The following is a 15,859-nucleotide window of genomic DNA, read 5'->3' on the forward strand; positions in this document are numbered from 1 at the left end:
TGCGTTGCTGCCGTGACCATCTGCCGAGGGTGCGGTCGCCCCGACCTTGATCGGGTTCTCGACCTGGGAAAGGTGCCGGCTGCGGACAACTTTCCCCCGGCCGGCGCACCGGTGACCGCCGAGGAGGCGTCACATCCGCTCGCGATGGATCTGTGTGCTCATTGCGGGCTGGCCCAGCTCGCCGACGACGACACCGAGACAGCCGAACCGCGCGGTGTAGAGCCGCAGGCCCTGCGCGACCAAGCCGTCGACGCGCTGCAGCGAGTGACTACCTCGGGCTGGCTGCGCGGCACCACCGTTCGCGAATTCGGCAGCCCACATGGCGGGACGTGGCTACCGCTGCTGCTCGAGCGAGGTCATTCTCAGCGCGCCTCCGGACCGGCCGATGTGGTGCTCGATTCCTTTGGCATCATGCACGATCCGGATCAGCGATCGGCGTTTCGGCTGCGGGCGGAGGCGACCGCCCCTGACGGGGTGCTACTACTGCAATTCCACTCGCTGTTGACGATTGTGCGGCAGGGTCAATGGAACGCGTTGCGCCACGGTCACTTTGCCTACTACTCATTGACGGCGTTGACAAGACTGCTGGCTGCGACCGGCATGAGCATCGTCTCGGCATGGGAGTTCGGGCTCTACGGCGGAACCGTGCTGGTTGCCGCGGTGCATGGCAAGGCCGAACCCGACCAGAGCGTCAACGACATCTTGCGGCGTGAGCGTGCCTTCGGCATCACGGACGCGACCGTCGTACAACGATTGCAGCGCTCCGCCCAGGATCACATCGCGCGGCTGCGCGACTGGCTGCTGGACCAGGCGAGCTGCCAGCGCACGGTCTACGCATACGGCGCCGGGTCACGCGTCGTCGCACTGTTCAGCATCGCCGGCGTCGATCGCCGACTGTTGCGGGCGGTCGCCGACGCGTCACCGGCCAAGCAGGGGCGCCGGATACCGGGTACCGACGTGGTGATCGTGTCACCCGAACAACTCATCGCGGCCGATCCCGATCGCGTGCTGTTGACTCTGCCGGACCTCTACGACGAGGTCCGGCAACAGTTTCCTCAACTCGACGGACGCTGGTCAGTCGACATACTGGATTGAGACCGGAATGACCGTACTAAGCCACAATCAGGCGCTGCCGAACTTTGCCGAGCACGCTGAGGACACCAAAAACCACGCCATTGAAACACCCACGGCACCACAGGAATACGTGCAGCGGTATTTGGCTCGTCAGATAGCGGACCGGTGTGGCGACTGGAATGCACTGCGCATCATCGACATTGGGTGCGGACGTGGCGACACCGTCGCATGGTTGCGCGCCCAGGGTTGGGACGCGTACGGAATCGACATCTCGCCGGATTACATAGAGCGGGGACGCCGATACCTTGCGGCAGGCGGTGACGATCCCGCGCGTCTGCAGGTGATGAACGCTGACTTCAGTTACCCGTTCCCGGACAACATGTTTGACGTAGTATTGTCCGATCAGGTCATCGAGCACGTCGCCGATCTTGACCTGTTCGCCGCGGAGGTAGCGCGAATCTCGGCGCCGGGAGCGTACGGGCTACACATCTGGGATGCCAAATGGCGTCCCGTCGAAAGCCATCTCCGGTCACCGTTCGTACATTGGCTACCCAAGGGTCCGCTGCGCCGCGCCGCCGTCACGGCAGCTCTGCGATGCGGCCTTGCGGCGCCGTACTTCACGCAATTCCGCTTTGCGGACCGGGTTGAGATCTTCCACCGGTTCAGCGAGGACGAGACGTTTTACCGGTCACTGCGGAGCAGCATCGCCACCCTGCAGCGCCACGGTCTGCGGTGCGAGGCACGACTGACCGCACAGGACAAGATCGGCCTTCGTCTGCCGGCCGCGCCGAAGGCGGCGCTGCCGCTGCTGGGGTGGCTCTACCGGCACATGTTCAGTGCCGTGGTGGAGACGCACAAGTGAGGGGCCGAGCAGACGCAAAAGCACCCTTTTCGGGACGAAAATGGGTGCTTTTGCGTCTGCCCGCGGGGAGGGGTGACCGTGAATTCGCTTAGGGTGCTGTGGCTTTCGCCGTGGATGCGTCCACTGGCGCGGGTTCAGGCCGAGGCTCTGCGCAGGCGAGGGATCGACGTCTTGCTGGTGACCACCGACCATCACCATCCGGAAGCCGACGCGGCACGAGACTACGAGCTGGTGCTCGATCCGCGAGTCCGCACCGCGGCCACCTGGCCGGCCTACTTGGCGGCGTGGCGCAGGGTGCACGAGTATCGCGCCGACGTCGTGATCGCCGAACTCGTCAACGATCCGCGCTGGATCGCTTTGGCCGGGCCGGCGCCGCGCATCCAGTTGGTGCACGACGACAACCCCAAAGACGCCCTCGAACAGCGTCCCGCCTACGAGCGAGCGGTATTCGACCGTTGGGGCGCCCGCTCGACGGCCACCGTTGCATACAGCCGGCATGTCGCGGCCGCGATCGCCGCCCGGCGTGACGTGGCCGGGACCCCGGTACATGTGCTGCCGCTCAGCAGCGACCTTGCCGCGGACCTGGTGCCCCCGTTCGTCGACCCCGAAGGCCGCCGCGATTTCGTGATGATCGGGCGGCTGAACCCGTACAAGAACCTCGAGGTGGTCCTGCAGGCGTGGCGGCAGCACGTGGGCGGGCCGGCGTGGCACGGCGACGAGCTGGTGCTCGTCGGCGACGGGGCGGTCGACATCGGCACCTTGCCCGCACACACGCGTTGGCGCGCAGGCAAATACCGCTACGTTGACGTGGCCACCACCCTGGCCCGCGCGAAGGGTTCGATCGTCCACTATCGGCGCGCGTCGCAAAGCGGTGTGCAGGTGGTGTCGATGCAGCTGGGCGTGATGCCGATCGTGTCGACGGCCGGTGGGCTACCCGAGTTCCAGCCCCCGGGTTGCCCACCGATCGGTGTCGACGACGTCGACGGACTCGCCGCCGCGTTCGACGAGCTGGCCGAACCACTGTGCGCGACGCTGCGCGGCGCCGAAGCCAAACGCGACTTTGCGCAGCGGTTCGCCGTCGACCACTGCGCCGACGGGTTGCTGAACGTCATCACCGATGTCTTGCAACGGTCCCCGCGGGTGCCGGCCGTCAGCGGGACGACGCGATGATGACGGCGCAACCGGCCGGAACCGTTGCCGCACGCAAGCTGCCCGGGGCGGCGACCGCCGCACGCGCCTTCGCCCGCCCTCGTTGCGGCACTACCGAGCCCAAATCCGGTTGGGTGCAAGCCGACTTCGAGCGGTTCATGGCGATCCGCCGCTTCACCGCGCTGGACGGTTGCCGGGCCCTGAGCGTCATCGCGGTGGTTTGGCAGCACACGTCGGGCAGTCCAGGTCCGTCGTTTCTGCACAAGGGATTCTTGGGCGTGGACTTCTTCTTCGCGATCAGCGGCTTCCTGATCACCAGTCTGCTACTGCGCGAACGGGTTTCGACGGGCGCGATTAGTCTACGGAAGTTCTACGCACGTCGTGCCCTGCGCATCTTTCCGCTGTACTACCTGGCGCTACTGGTCTACCTCGGTTTGGTGGCCGCGACCCGCCGGCACAGTCCGGAAGGAATTCAGTTCTTCCATCATCTGCCGGCATTCGCGACATATACCTACAACTGGTTCTCCAGCTCCGGCCATCAGGTGACGTTCAATTTCGCCTGGTCGCTGGCCACCGAGGAGCAGTTCTATCTGCTGTGGCCGCCGCTGCTGGTGGCGACGCTGATGATCACGGGCGGCAAGCGGGTCTGGCCATCGCTCGTCGTGCTGGCGGTGCTGATCGCGGTTTCGCAAGGCGTCGGCCTGATCACGGACGCGTCGGTCATGCCGTGGCGCATCCCGGCGAGCCTGTCGCTGCCGATCCTGCTTGGTGCCGCCGCAGCGCTCGCGCTCACCACCAGGCGTGGTTTCGCGGTGGTGAGCGCGGTTGCCGGGCGCGTCTGGTCCGCGCCGGTCGCCGCGCTGCTGCTGGCGGTGGCGATCATCGTAGACACGCCGCTGCAGGTCGTCGAGGTCTTGATGGTGCTGGTGGTGGTCGCTACATGCATGGTCGAGTGGACGCCGTTGCACCCTGTGCTCCGTTGGCGCCCACTGGCCTTCGTCGGAGTGATCAGCTACGGCGTGTACCTGCTGCACAACCTTTGTGCGAACCTGGCCCGCACCGCAATCGGCGAGCACGAAGGGATCCCACTGTTCGTCGTCACGCTCGTCGTGGTCGTTCCGGTGGCCTATCTGAGCTTCCGCTTCTTCGAGACCCCCGTGCTGAAACTCAAACGCCGATACGAGACACGCGACGAGCATGAAGGTGACGAATTGTCCCGCATAGCGGCACTGTCGCGGACCGATCCCAACCCAAAAGCCCGCTAGCTCAACGAATTGCCCGCCGATCGCCGGCCAGGTCGGTCCACAACCGCGTCAAACGCTGGTACCAGCGTTCGAGCGCGAAATCACCCGCGCGGCTGCGTGCGGCCCCGGCCAGCCGAACCCGCAACCGCTCGTCATCGACCAGCGCCGTCAGCGCGCCCGCGATCTCGTCGGGATGACCGGGCCGCACAACTAGGCCGTTGACGCCATCGCTGATCGCCTCCCCGATGCTGCCGACCGTCGTCGTCACCGGCACCAGTCCGTACGCCATCGCCTCCAGCAGTGCCATCGGCAGACCTTCGTCGTAGCTGGGAAGTACGAAAATGTTTGCGCTGGAAAGCAATTGGTCACGAGCCTTCGAGTCGAGCCAACCCGCCACCGTGATCGTGTCGTTCAACCCCGCGACCGCGACCGCCGCACGCACCTCCGCGACGTCGCCGTCACCGGCCAACGTCACTCGCAGCCGGCTGCGAACCGGCTCTGCCAAAGCGTCGACCGCGGCGATGACGTCGTAGCTACCCTTACGCGCGCCGAGCCGGCCAAGCGCCACGGCGTGCAAACGCTCGACGCCCGCCTGTGCCACCGGTGCATCCGGAAGCCGGACAGCGTTGTGCAGCACCGTAATACGCTCTCGATCGACAGCCAGCCGGCTCGCGTACTCGTCTACGTGACCCGTGCCCAGAACCATCCAAGAGTCGGCAACAAGCATGCGTCTGACCGCTGCCCGCACCGGCGCCGGCTGCCGGTCGAACCAGCCGCCGAAGTCATAGCTGTGCGCGTGGATCACGGCGGGTACCCCCGCCAGGCGCGCCGTCCACAGGGGCAGCGCCTTGCGAATCACGCTGCCGCCGTGGGCCAGATGGACGTGCAGCACGTCGGCGCGGCCGCGCAGCACCAGCCAGCTGGCGCGCAGCATGCCGCCGACACCGACGACGAGCCGCTGCAACACCGGGCCGTCGACGTATGTCGGTACCACCGTGATCGCGATGTCCTCGTCGGGATGTGCCGCCATCAGGGCGGCCACCGTGGCCATCCCACCGCGGCTGACCGTGCCGGCCGGTGCCGGGCCGGCCACCAAGACACGCAGCCTGCCCGAGAGCGAACTCACCGGGACATCACAGCCGGCACGGGCTCGGCGTCCACGGCCTCGGCCTCGGCCTCGTCCGTCTCCTGTGCCGTTCGTCGCAGGCTGGCGTACGCCATCGCCGCGCCCAGCGCCAAGCCCAGCGTCAAACCGTTGGGAGACTCCTCGGGCAGCGGATCGACGTTGCACATCACCAGCAGGCCGATCGAGACCGCCGCACTGATCTTCGCCGGTGCCGATCCGCGACGCAGCGCCCGGACTATCGGCACACTCGCGAGCACCACGAACGCCGCCATGCCCACCGCCCCGGCCTTGACCAACCACCAGAGATAGAAGTTGTGCGCATAGGTGGTGCCCAGCGTCTCGGTGAACCCCGTCGGGTCGTTTCCGAAGGGCAACTGATAGGCGTAGCCCAGCCCGTGGCCGAACACCGGCGCTTTGGCGATGGCCGGAATCAGGTGGTCGTTTTCGGCCAACCTGTCCAGCGTCGACTGATCGACCGCCAGCGCACTGGCCGACACGCCACCCAGCACCCGGTGGCTGTACGCGGTGAGCTGGTCGCCCAGCCACGTCCCGGCCGCCGAGTGCTGCAGCAGGAACAACGCACCCGGCAGGGTGACGGCCAATACCGCCGCGCCGACGGCAAGGAAGCCGAAGGTGCGGCGCAGCGCCGACCACCCCAGGTTGGCCAGAAAGGCGACGACGGCCGCGACCGTCGCCGAGATCAGGGTGTTTCGCGAGAACGCCAGCAGCGCAATGACAAGCGCGGGAACGCCCAGGACGAGATACGTCGCCGGTGGAACCCGCCTGACGATCGTCGCGGCGACCAGTGCGGTGAGCACGGCGACCGCCGGCGTCAGTGCGGTGGTGATCACCCGGGTCACCGACTCACCGGTTTCCACCCCTACTTCGCGGCCGACCAGCTGGACGCCATGCAACGAACCCATCACCGCCATGCCTGCCGAAAACCACAGCATCACGGCGATCGCCCCCATGACGCCCTTGATGTAGTCGCCGGCCACGACCAACAGTGCCAACACGAACCCGGCGGCCATCTCCAGCAAGAACGTGGCTTCGCGCACCACCGCTACCGGGGCATGTCCGGTCTCGAAGCCGACTGCCGCGAAGTACAGCACGATGACGACGAACATCGCGGGCAACAGGAAGTCCGTAAACCGCGGCCGCACAAAGGGAATGAGGTAGCAGATCCCTAGTAACAGGGCCAGGTGATAGGCGTAGATCGACACCGGCCCGAAGACCTTGCCGACGTGCAGGCCCTGCGGCAGCGACGCCATCGCCAAGAACAGCGCGACCCACACCATCGCCTCTGGTCTCGACCAGTACACGACCAGGCAGAACATCGCACCGACAAGCATCAAGCCGTAGACCGTGGTGCGAACCGAGAACACGCCGAACAAGAAGCACCCGAAAAGGAACAGCCCCAGCAAAGCTGCGTTCAACGCCAGGCGCTGGCGGCTGCGCAGGTACAGGATCACGCTGAGCCGCTGACCTTGGCCCGGTAGGTGCGCGTCGCGGCCCTCGCGTGCCGGGGCAGTCTGGCGCCGGTCAGCACGGTGCCGACGACGTTGGCGCCCGCGGCGCGCAGAGCGGTCAGGGCGTCGGTGAGTTCGTCCTCAGTGGTGCGGCCCGCCCGCACCACGAGCACCGTGGCGTGGACGGCACCGGCCAACAGTCCCGAGTCGGCGGTGGCCAGCACCGGCGGGCCGTCGACCACCGTGCGGTCGAAAGCCGCCGAGACATCGCGCAGCACCTGGTCCAGCCGCTCGGGCAGGTACGCGCTGCAGGGCAGCGTCTCGCGGCGCGCGGCCCGCGCCGCCAGCACGAACAGCTTCGAAATCGGCGTCTGCTTAACGGCTTCCGGCGCGATGTCCGGGTCGGCCAGAGCGTTGCCCAGCCCCTCTCCCGATTCGACTTTGAGCAAGCCGGCGATCACCGGTCGGCGGGTGTCACCCTCGACCAGCAGCACGTCCTCCCCGAGTTCGGTGAACGCCCGGCACAGGTTCAGCGCCGTCGTCGTCGTACCCTCGCCGCCGAACGGCGCGGCCAGCAATACCCGACGAGCCTCGGGCCCCATCGCCCGCAGCAGCCGGGCACGCAAGCCCCGCACGGCGTCGTCGAAGGAGATGTTGGTCCCGTACCGTGGTGCCCTGCCGCGACTTCCGGGCAACTCGGCGAGGGTGCGCACCCCCAAAAGCTCCTCCAGCTTTTGGCGGGTGCGCACCGTCCGGTCGGTGGCCTCGCGGGTCAGCGCCACCCCGATGCCGAGCAGCACACCGGCGACCAGGCCGATCGCCATGTTGCGCATCGGCACCGGCTTGAACGGACGGTCGGGTACGCCGGCTCGCTCAACGACCGTCGCCCGCGCGATCGGCGGCTGCTGGGCCGGGGGTGTTGCCGGCTGTGGGTCGACCGCCGGCGTCGGCGCCGGAATCGCGGTGGTCTCACCCGGCTGAGGCGATGCCGTCGGCTGACCATCGGGGTTGGGGGGTTGCACAGTTGGCGGCGGAGCGCTGGAGACCGGGCTCTTCGGGTTCCCGCCGAGCGTCCCGACTATCGCGGTGAACTGGTCGGCCATCGCTTGCGCGAGAGCGGCTGCCCGCGTGGGATCGGTGTCGGTGACGGTGATGGTGAACAGCGTCGATTTCGGGGTGAACGTCACCTGGGTCCGGCCGGCCACTTCGTCCGCGCTGATCGGCAGGTGCAGCTGCTTGACCGCGCGCTCGGCGACGGCATGCCCGCCCGCCACCGCGGCATACGACGACAACCGCTCCTGGGCGGCCTGCGTGCCCTGGAACACCTGGGTGAGGTCGGTCTCGCCGGAGAACGAGATCAGCACGGTGGCCGACGACTGATAACTCTTCGTCTGGAATGCGGTGACGGCTGCGGCACCGACCAGGCATGCGAGCAAGGCGCCGACGAGCAGCAACCAATGCGCAGCCAGGGTGCGGGCAAAAGTGCGGAAATCCACTAAGACCCCCCAGGTGGCAATGTCGCGGTGCACTTCGCCGAACACTCGAGAGCGCAGATTTGTCGACTTCGCCCGGGTCGGGCAAAGTCACGGGACATTATGACCCATGACGCCTGCAAAACGGCAGGCCAGGTCACCGCTGGGGCGCAGAGGTCAGCGCGTCGCGGGGAACGTCAAGCGTTGCGATCGAATACCACCCGGCGTCGTCGCGGCCGTCGCGAGCCAACTGCATCGGCGGATAGTTCACCACGTGGGACCCCTGCGGCTTGTGCTGCTGCCAGGCGACCGAGGCTTGCAGCCGGTAGCGACCCGGGGCTAAACCCGCCAGGCTGACCGCCACCGACTCGGTGGACGACGCCGGGACCGGTTGGTCACCGGAGTTGTCGCTGGTGTTGACAAGGGTTTTCAGCGCCACGGCCGCCGGCAGCGTCCGGATGACCGCACCGGAGAAATCAACCAGACGATAGCCGGGAACCCATTTCTCGGTGGCCGCGGCAGCGCCGTAATTCGTCCAGGTGACCGCGATTCTGGCGGTGCCGTCGCGCAAGGTTTGCGACCCGGCCCGCGCCTCCACCGAATACCGGTAGCCCGCCGCGACATTGGCTTGAGCCCACAGCAGGTACAGCTGGGGGTCCATGGCGGTGGTCGAATTGGCATCCAGAAAGTTCACGCTCGAGGTCATCGACACGTGGTACTTGACGACGTCGCGCAATCCCTTCACGTAATACGCCTTGGGCTCGGTCTTGGTCGGCGGGGCGCCACCCCATTCGGTGATCACCGGCGCCTCCGCCAGCCGCTTCTTCAAGGCGGCGACGAGCGGATCCATGCTCTGCACGTAGTGGGATGCGCTGTCCTCGGCCCACACCGGAAGGGGTGCGTAGACGCCGAGCGCGTCGGAGCGGACACCCACCGGGGCGCTCAGCTTTTTGGTGACGTCGTCTGCGAGCACCTGACGCACGATCTCTGGGTTGGCGACGGTCACCACCAGCTGCGTGTGGGGAAAGGCATTGACATTGGCCGCGACCAGCCGGCGGATCGCGGCGACGGTGATGTTCTGGTCACGGAACTGGCTGTAATAGCCCAGGGCGGCGACGCTTTCGTCGGGTGCCGGTCCGGGCGCATTCAGCGCGTCGCGCAGATAGGCGATGTGGTCTTCGCTGAAGTCCCCGTACCCGGAGAACTCGAAAACGCTGAGCCGCTCGTCGTTGTCGTAGCGCCGACCGAGTGCGGCCAGCAGCTGTTCGAATCCGTCGAGGTAGCCCGGATCATTCCAGTTCGGAACCACCTGCGTCAGACCGTGCGCCGACGAGCCGGCCGGCGGGCCGGCATAGCTGGTGCTCGCACCGGGAAGGGCACGCACCCAGTCCGGGATCTCGATGTTGGTGTCGTTGGGATACACGGCGTCGCAACAGGAGTTGTAGGCGTACACGCGCAAGGTGAGCCGCATGTTGCGGGCGGCCAGCTTGGCCAGCGCGTCGTCGATCACGCTGAAGTCGTACTTGACATCGTCGGGAGCATTCGGCGGCAGCGAGCGTGGATCGGTGGGCTGCAGCTGCCGCCAGGACACCCGCATGCTCGCGTCGTTCGAAGCGGGCCACGCCGGGTACCGCTGCTGAGCCGGATTGCCTTGCGGGAAAAGGGGAACCAGCAGGTCTTCATATTGACCACGCAGCGGATTGGGGGTCTCCTGCACGGCCGCTGGTATCACCGAACTGACAATTGCGTTCAACGGCCCGGAGCCGCCGGGATGGTCACCACCACATCCGTTGAGCGCCAACGTCGCACACGCGGCAACGGCGAGCGCCTTGTTCCGCAACATGAGAACCATCGACAAGGCTAGATCGCGCCGAGCGACAACGCCTCGCGGTCGGCGAGGAACGGCATCGGCATCCACCGCGCGGCGAGCAACGCCTCCATCGTGTTGCCCGGAACGGGGCGCGACAACAAGAAGCCCTGCGCGCGGTGACACCCGTGCTGCATCAAAGTCAGTGCGGCAGCAGGTGTTTCGACTCCCTCGGCGACCACTTGCAGACCGAAGGCCTCGGCAAGCCCGATGATGGCGCGGACGATGGCCAGGTCTCCGGCGCTGTTGCCCAAGTCGCGCACGAATCCCAGGTCGATCTTGAGCATATCGACGGGAAGAGACTTCAGGTGGGACAGCACAGCGTAACCGGTGCCGAAGTCGTCGATGGCGATCTGGACCCCGACCTCCTTGAGTTCGGCGAGCGTCTTGCGGGTGGTTTCGATGTCGTGTACCACCGCGCGCTCGGTGATCTCGAGACATACCGATCCGCCGTCGATACCGAACTCCTCGATGGTGTCGGCCACACTGCGGACGAAACCGCGGGTGATCAGTTGCACCGGCGACACGTTGATGCGCAGGGTAGCGCTCTGTCCGACGCCGTTGGCTCGCCAGCGGCTGAATTCGGAACACGCCGCGCGCATCACCCAACGACCCAATTCCCCTGCGAGATTGGTTGTTTCGGCCACTCCGATGAACGAATTCGGCAGCAGCAGCCCCCAGATCGGGTGCCGCCAGCGCACCAGCGCCTCGGCGGCCACAATGGCGCCGGTCCACAGGTCCACCTCGGGCAGATAATGCAGCAGCAGCGCTTCGCTGTCGATGTCGCCCTGCAGGTGCAGCTCAATGTCGTTGCGGAACGCGCTTTTCAGCGACATGTCGTCGGTAGACAGGGCGACCTGATTGCCGCCCTCGCGTTTGGCCGTCAGAACGGCCTCGTCGGCGCGGCAGAGCAAGTCGGTGCTGTTGTCACGTCCGGGCATGCCCACCGCCAGCCCGATGCTGACAGTGCGCGTGATCATGTGGCCGCCGATCGCCAGGCGTTCGCGCAGCATCGAGCCGAGCCGTCGGGCGAACGACTCCGCGGTGGCAGCCGACATCGGCTGCTCCGGGATGACGACGAACTCGTCCCCACCGATTCGGGCGATCATGCTGTTGTTCCCGGCGCACACCCGGATCCGCTGCGCGAAGACGCGGATGAACCAGTCGCCGGCGGTATGCCCGAGGTAATCGTTGATCGGCTTCAGCCGGTCGAGGTCCAGATACAGGACCGCAACCGGACCGGGGCTACCCGCGGCGAGCCGCGCGGAAAGGTGCGCGACCAGCGCACGGCGGTTGTACAGGCCGGTCAGGTCGTCGTGCTCGGCCAGGTAGCGCAGCTTTTCCTCGGCCGCGATTCGCGCTTGCAGCTGCGCGAACAGGGCAGCCACCGCCTCGAGCGTGTTGATTTCTTCTTGCTTCCACTTCTTGGTGCCGGCCTTGACGAAGCCCAGCACCCCGGTGGTGACGTCATGCGAGACGAGCGGGGCGGCGGCCACCGTCGGGGATGGGTCCTGGTTGACGTCCCCGCCGCGGCGCGGAAAGGACCGGCTGCCGTTGTCCGGCCGGATCACGACGGGTTTGCGGCCGTGCTCGCACTCGGCAAGCACCGGGTCCGCACTGGTGAAATGCACGACGGCGAGCGGATCCGGATCCGGGACGTCGACTCGCGGCGGCCACTCGGCAACCAAAAGCGAGGCCCGGATGTCGTGGTCATGGTGGCGCAGAAAGCTACCCGTCAGGCCCATCTGGTCGACGAGCTGCGCGAGGACGTGTTCGGTGACTCGGGTCGCGGTAGAGGCGGTGGCTTCCATCAGCTGCTTGGCGACGGAGGTAACGAGCAGGTCCAGACTGCGCGGCACTAGGTCCTCCGATGGCACATGTCCCTTCTGGGCGCCCGGCCGTCGAGGCCCAACCAAGGACTGGTCGTTCTAAGACTGCATTTCCCCAATGCACACCGGTGCGCAGTTGGGATCCCCGATTGTTCGCGTGGTTCCGTGGTTATTCGGCCCGGGGCAGGTCACGAACCCCGAAAGCGTAACACGCACACCCCGCCGCGGCTTGGCGTAATCCGGCCCGCGACCTGCGCAGAAACAAGGCTGTCGGGGTTACGGCCGGACACCCGCCGTCGTCGGCTAGGGTTGTTGCCTCAGCAAACGGCACAACGGGCAATCGGGGGCCAATCAGAGGGCCTCGAAGGGCCCGGTCGAAAGCCCGGAGCGTCATTAGAAACGGCCAGGAGCCCACCGCAGATGCCTGTCGCACACTCGATCAAGCGTTGGCTCGCGCCGGCCGCGAAGACGGTGACACCACGGCGGTACTGGCGGCGCAAATTCGGCATCCTGCAGCGTCTCGGCGAAGCGCACCCAGACGTCTTGCTGGCTCGCTCGCTGTGCGATCCGGACCGCGTCTCGCTGGACATCGGAGCGTCCATCGGCGAATTCACCATCGCCATGCTGGCGTCGTCGCGTGCGGTGATCGCGTTCGAACCGCGGCCGGCGCAGGCCCGCGACCTGACGGCGATGTTCGACGCGGTCGGCGCCCCGGTCCGGGTCGAGGCGGTCGCCCTGTCGGACCGGCCGGGCGTGACCACGATGCGGGTGGTTTCCGACGACCCGGGGCGCAGCACGATCGACGACAGCAACACACTCGGCGACCTGGACGAGCGTGACGGCGGTGTGGTCCAGACCATCGACGTCCCGGTGCGGCGTCTCGACGACTTGCAGCTGGACAACGTCGGCCTGGTCAAGATCGATGTCGAGGGCCACGAGCTGGCCGTGCTGCGCGGCGCCGCGGACACCCTCACCCGCAACCGGCCGGCGGTGCTGGTGGAAGCCGAAGAACGCCATCACCCCCACGCCGTGGCCGCGATCACCGAGTTTCTGTCCGGGCTCGGCTACACGGGCTATTTCGACGTCGGCGGCGCCCGCCGGCCGGTGCGGGAGTTCGACGCAGCCGAGCATCAGAACCCGGCGAACATCGGTGGCCGGGAGGACGGCTGGGCCATCCGCGGCGTCTACGTCAACAACTTCGTCTTCCTGCCGACGGATTCGTGAGACAGGTCACAATCGGGCCCTAGGATGTCACGCCTGGCCGGCTCGCGGTGTCTCAAGGTCACAAGTCCGATCAACAGGAGACAGGAAATGACCAAGAGAACTCATGTCGTCGTTGTCGGGGGCGGATATGCCGGCACGCTGGCCGCCAATCATCTGCGGCAGCGCCCGGACATCGACATCACCCTGGTGAACCCGCGCCCGATGTTCGTCGAACGGATCCGGCTGCACCAGCTGGTCGCCAACACCGGTACCGCTACGGTCGATTACGGTTCGCTGCTCGGCGAAGGAATCCAGCTGATCGTCGACACCGCCGACCACATCGACGCCGAGGCCCGCCGGATCGTCCTGGCTTCCGGTGCGTCGGTGGACTACGACTACCTCATCTACGCGGTGGGCAGCACGGGGGCGACCGCCGCCAAGATGTCCGAGGTGTCCGGCGCGGCTCAGTTCGCTTACTCCGTAGCCGATTTCGAGAGCGCGCAGCGGTTGCACTACGCGTTGACCGATCTGCCTCTCGGTGCTCCGGTCGCGGTGGTGGGCGGCGGACTGACCGGCATCGAAACGGCTTGCGAGCTGGCCGAGCAGGGCCGCCCGGTGACGCTGATCTGCGGCGGGATCCTGGGGCCGTCGTTGAGCGAGCGCGGCCGGCGCAAGGTGACCAAGCGCCTGCGCGCGCTCGAGGTGAACGTGCTCGAATTCGATCCGGCCGTCGAGGTGCAGTGGGACGCGGTGGTGCTGGCCGACGGCGCCGTGGTGCAAAGCGCCGTGACGGTGTGGACCGCCGGATTCGCCGTGCCCGATCTGGCTGCACGAAGCGGCCTTGCCACCGACGCGATGGGCCGGCTGCTCACCGACGAGACGCTGACCAGCGTGGACGACGAGCGCATCGTCGCCGCGGGTGACGCTGCCGCGCCGTCGGGCCTGCCGTTGCGGATGAGCTGCCAGGCGGCGGGGCCATTGGGCGCGCAGGCCGCTCGGACCGTGCTCAGCCGGATCGCAGGACGCACTCCCGAGCCGCTGAACCAGGTGTTCGTCGGCCAGTGCATCAGCCTGGGCCGCGACGAGGGCATCTTCCAGATCTCGCACAGCGACGACACCCCGCGGAACATAGCGGTGGCCGGCCGGACCGCCGCGTCGGTCAAGGAAGCCGTCTGCAAGGGCACCGTGTGGCTGCTGCGCCACGAGGCCGCCAAACCGGGCTCTTACCGCTGGCTGAAGGGCGGCATGCGAAAGGCGCAATTGGCGGCTTTCGAGCCGACGCCAGATCAGGTGGCGCCGCGATGATTTCGTCGCCCGGCGATGGTGAGCACGCCGAACGGTTCACGCTGCTGCGACCGTTGCTGTTCACCATCGCCTACGAAATCCTCGGCTCGGCAACCGAAGCCGACGACGTGCTGCAGGACAGCTACCTGCGGTGGGCCGACGTCGACCTGGCCGGCGTGCACGACACCAAGTCCTATCTGGCTCAACTGGTCACGCGCCAGGCTCTCAATGCGTTGCGGGCCGGCGCCCGGCGCCGTGAGGAGTACGTCGGCCCCTGGCTGCCCGAGCCGCTGCTCCTCGAGGAGCAGGACCCGTCGTCGGATGTGGTTCTGGCGGAATCGGTTTCGATGGCAATGCTGGTGTTGCTGGAAACCCTCAGCCCGGACGAACGGGCGGTGTTCGTGCTGCGCGAGGTATTCGGTTTCGACTACGCCGAGATCGCCGAAGCGGTGGGCAAGCCGGCGCCGACGGTCCGCCAGGTCGCCCACCGGGCGCGTGAACACGTGCGGGCCAGGCGCAAGTGGGGCGGCGCCACACGCGAGCCGGTGGACCCGCAGCGCAACGCCGAGATCACGGCGCAGTTCTTGCAGACGGCGGCCAGCGGCGACGTCGAGGCGCTGATGGCGATGCTGGCTCCGGACGCCACCTGGATGGCCGACGGCGGCGGCAAGGTGAGCGCGGCCCGCAAGCCGGTGATCGGCGCCGAGCGGGTGGCCCGGGCCATCACCGGCCTGATGCGCAAGGCGGGGAGCGGCGTGCGCGTCGAGATGGTGACCTGCAACAGCGCCCCGGCGGTGTTGTTCTATCTCGACGAGCAGCCCGCGATGGTGGTCACACTCGAGATCGCCGACGAGGTCGACGGGCCGAAGATCACCAACTTCTACGTGATGCGTAACCCCGACAAGCTCGTCGCGCTGGCCACCCCACGCGAGATCAGCCGCGGCTGAGGGTCGTGACAAGGCTGAAACCACGGAAATCCGAAGTTCTGTCAAGCTGTTGCGGTGCGAATCGAACGGCTCGGCGATCTCGGCGACGCACCGCGCGTGCTGCGCGCCGTCGGCGACGCCACCCGCCGGCTCGGTTTGCCACCGCCGGCAGCGCTGACCGGCGAGTGGTTCGGCGCGCTGGCGGTGATCGCACCGAGTGTGTCGGTGCAACCGGTCGACGCTCGGGATGCTTTTGAAGTCGGGCCGGGCCCAGGCGGACCGGACGGCACGGCGGTGGGCGGCGGGTGGCGTCGCCGACGGCGCGCAGCACGCGCGGTGCGTCGCCGAGATCGC

General features: G+C 67.3%; 12 protein-coding genes and 1 pseudogene. 8 read left to right on the forward strand and 5 right to left on the reverse strand.

Annotated elements, in window-relative coordinates:
* The first annotated feature begins 12 nt into the window (after positions 1–12).
* From A5791_RS04525 to A5791_RS04540, 4 genes are all read left to right on the forward strand, one after another.
* Positions 13–1,095 carry a class I SAM-dependent methyltransferase gene (locus A5791_RS04525; RefSeq protein WP_067231775.1) on the forward strand — a complete coding sequence of 361 codons (1,083 nt, stop codon included), beginning with the start codon at positions 13–15 and terminating at the stop codon, positions 1,093–1,095.
* Between the two features lie 7 nt (positions 1,096–1,102).
* Positions 1,103–1,936, forward strand: coding sequence for a bifunctional 2-polyprenyl-6-hydroxyphenol methylase/3-demethylubiquinol 3-O-methyltransferase UbiG (locus tag A5791_RS04530; protein ID WP_067231779.1), 834 nt, complete (start codon positions 1,103–1,105; stop codon positions 1,934–1,936).
* A gap of 93 nt (positions 1,937–2,029) precedes the next feature.
* Entirely contained in the window at positions 2,030–3,106 is a 1,077-nt protein-coding gene (locus A5791_RS04535) for a glycosyltransferase family 4 protein (RefSeq protein WP_197504596.1), read from the forward strand.
* Positions 3,106–4,350: an acyltransferase gene (locus tag A5791_RS04540; protein WP_067231784.1), complete on the forward strand. Its 1,245-nt coding sequence runs from the start codon at positions 3,106–3,108 to the stop codon at positions 4,348–4,350. The genes A5791_RS04535 and A5791_RS04540 overlap by 1 nt, the downstream gene beginning before the upstream one ends.
* A gap of 1 nt (position 4,351) precedes the next feature.
* Here A5791_RS04540 and A5791_RS04545 read toward each other — a convergent pair whose 3' ends face one another.
* The 5 genes from A5791_RS04545 to A5791_RS04565 all read right to left on the reverse strand — a co-directional run bounded on the left by A5791_RS04545 (position 4,352) and on the right by A5791_RS04565 (position 12,122).
* Positions 4,352–5,455, reverse strand: coding sequence for a glycosyltransferase family 4 protein (locus tag A5791_RS04545; RefSeq protein WP_067231788.1), 1,104 nt, complete (start codon positions 5,453–5,455; stop codon positions 4,352–4,354).
* Positions 5,452–6,927, reverse strand: a complete 1,476-nt coding sequence (locus A5791_RS04550; RefSeq protein ID WP_067231791.1) for an O-antigen ligase — start codon at positions 6,925–6,927, stop codon at positions 5,452–5,454. Before A5791_RS04550 ends, A5791_RS04545 begins: the two co-directional genes overlap by 4 nt.
* Complete coding sequence (locus A5791_RS04555; protein ID WP_067231851.1) at positions 6,924–8,420, reverse strand: polysaccharide biosynthesis tyrosine autokinase; 1,497 nt, start codon at positions 8,418–8,420, stop codon at positions 6,924–6,926. Before A5791_RS04555 ends, A5791_RS04550 begins: the two co-directional genes overlap by 4 nt.
* Positions 8,421–8,553: 133 nt before the next feature.
* On the reverse strand, positions 8,554–10,248 hold the full coding sequence (locus tag A5791_RS04560) for a hypothetical protein (protein WP_067231854.1): 1,695 nt from the start codon (positions 10,246–10,248) through the stop codon (positions 8,554–8,556).
* An 8-nt stretch (positions 10,249–10,256) separates the two neighbouring features.
* Positions 10,257–12,122: a bifunctional diguanylate cyclase/phosphodiesterase gene (locus A5791_RS04565; RefSeq protein ID WP_067231795.1), complete on the reverse strand. Its 1,866-nt coding sequence runs from the start codon at positions 12,120–12,122 to the stop codon at positions 10,257–10,259.
* A gap of 390 nt (positions 12,123–12,512) precedes the next feature.
* Here A5791_RS04565 and A5791_RS04570 point away from each other — a divergent pair, with 390 nt between their 5' ends.
* From A5791_RS04570 to A5791_RS27030, 4 genes and pseudogenes are all read left to right on the forward strand, one after another.
* On the forward strand, positions 12,513–13,316 hold the full coding sequence (locus A5791_RS04570; protein ID WP_067231799.1) for an FkbM family methyltransferase: 804 nt from the start codon (positions 12,513–12,515) through the stop codon (positions 13,314–13,316).
* A gap of 87 nt (positions 13,317–13,403) precedes the next feature.
* Positions 13,404–14,600: an NAD(P)/FAD-dependent oxidoreductase gene (locus tag A5791_RS04575; protein WP_067231802.1), complete on the forward strand. Its 1,197-nt coding sequence runs from the start codon at positions 13,404–13,406 to the stop codon at positions 14,598–14,600.
* The gene (locus tag A5791_RS04580; RefSeq protein ID WP_067231805.1) at positions 14,597–15,526 is read left to right on the forward strand and encodes an RNA polymerase sigma-70 factor; all 930 of its coding nucleotides are present in this window, start codon (positions 14,597–14,599) and stop codon (positions 15,524–15,526) included. The genes A5791_RS04575 and A5791_RS04580 overlap by 4 nt, the downstream gene beginning before the upstream one ends.
* Positions 15,527–15,580: 54 nt before the next feature.
* Positions 15,581–15,859: pseudogene (locus tag A5791_RS27030) on the forward strand (hypothetical protein); the annotation flags it as partial.

Source organism: Mycobacterium sp. 852002-51163_SCH5372311, assembly GCF_001667115.1.
Lineage (GTDB): Bacteria > Actinomycetota > Actinomycetes > Mycobacteriales > Mycobacteriaceae > Mycobacterium.

Excerpts from the sequence above, each read along its gene's own strand:
- A5791_RS04530 (WP_067231779.1), top strand. The coding sequence starts at position 1,103 with ATGACCGTACTAAGCCACAATCAGGCGCTGCCGAACTTTGCCGAGCAC.
- A5791_RS04575 (WP_067231802.1), top strand. The coding sequence starts at position 13,404 with ATGACCAAGAGAACTCATGTCGTCGTTGTCGGGGGCGGATATGCCGGC.
- A5791_RS04560 (WP_067231854.1), bottom strand. The coding sequence starts at position 10,248 with ATGGTTCTCATGTTGCGGAACAAGGCGCTCGCCGTTGCCGCGTGTGCG.
- A5791_RS04580 (WP_067231805.1), top strand. The coding sequence starts at position 14,597 with ATGATTTCGTCGCCCGGCGATGGTGAGCACGCCGAACGGTTCACGCTG.
- A5791_RS04540 (WP_067231784.1), top strand. The coding sequence starts at position 3,106 with ATGACGGCGCAACCGGCCGGAACCGTTGCCGCACGCAAGCTGCCCGGG.
- A5791_RS04570 (WP_067231799.1), top strand. The coding sequence starts at position 12,513 with ATGCCTGTCGCACACTCGATCAAGCGTTGGCTCGCGCCGGCCGCGAAG.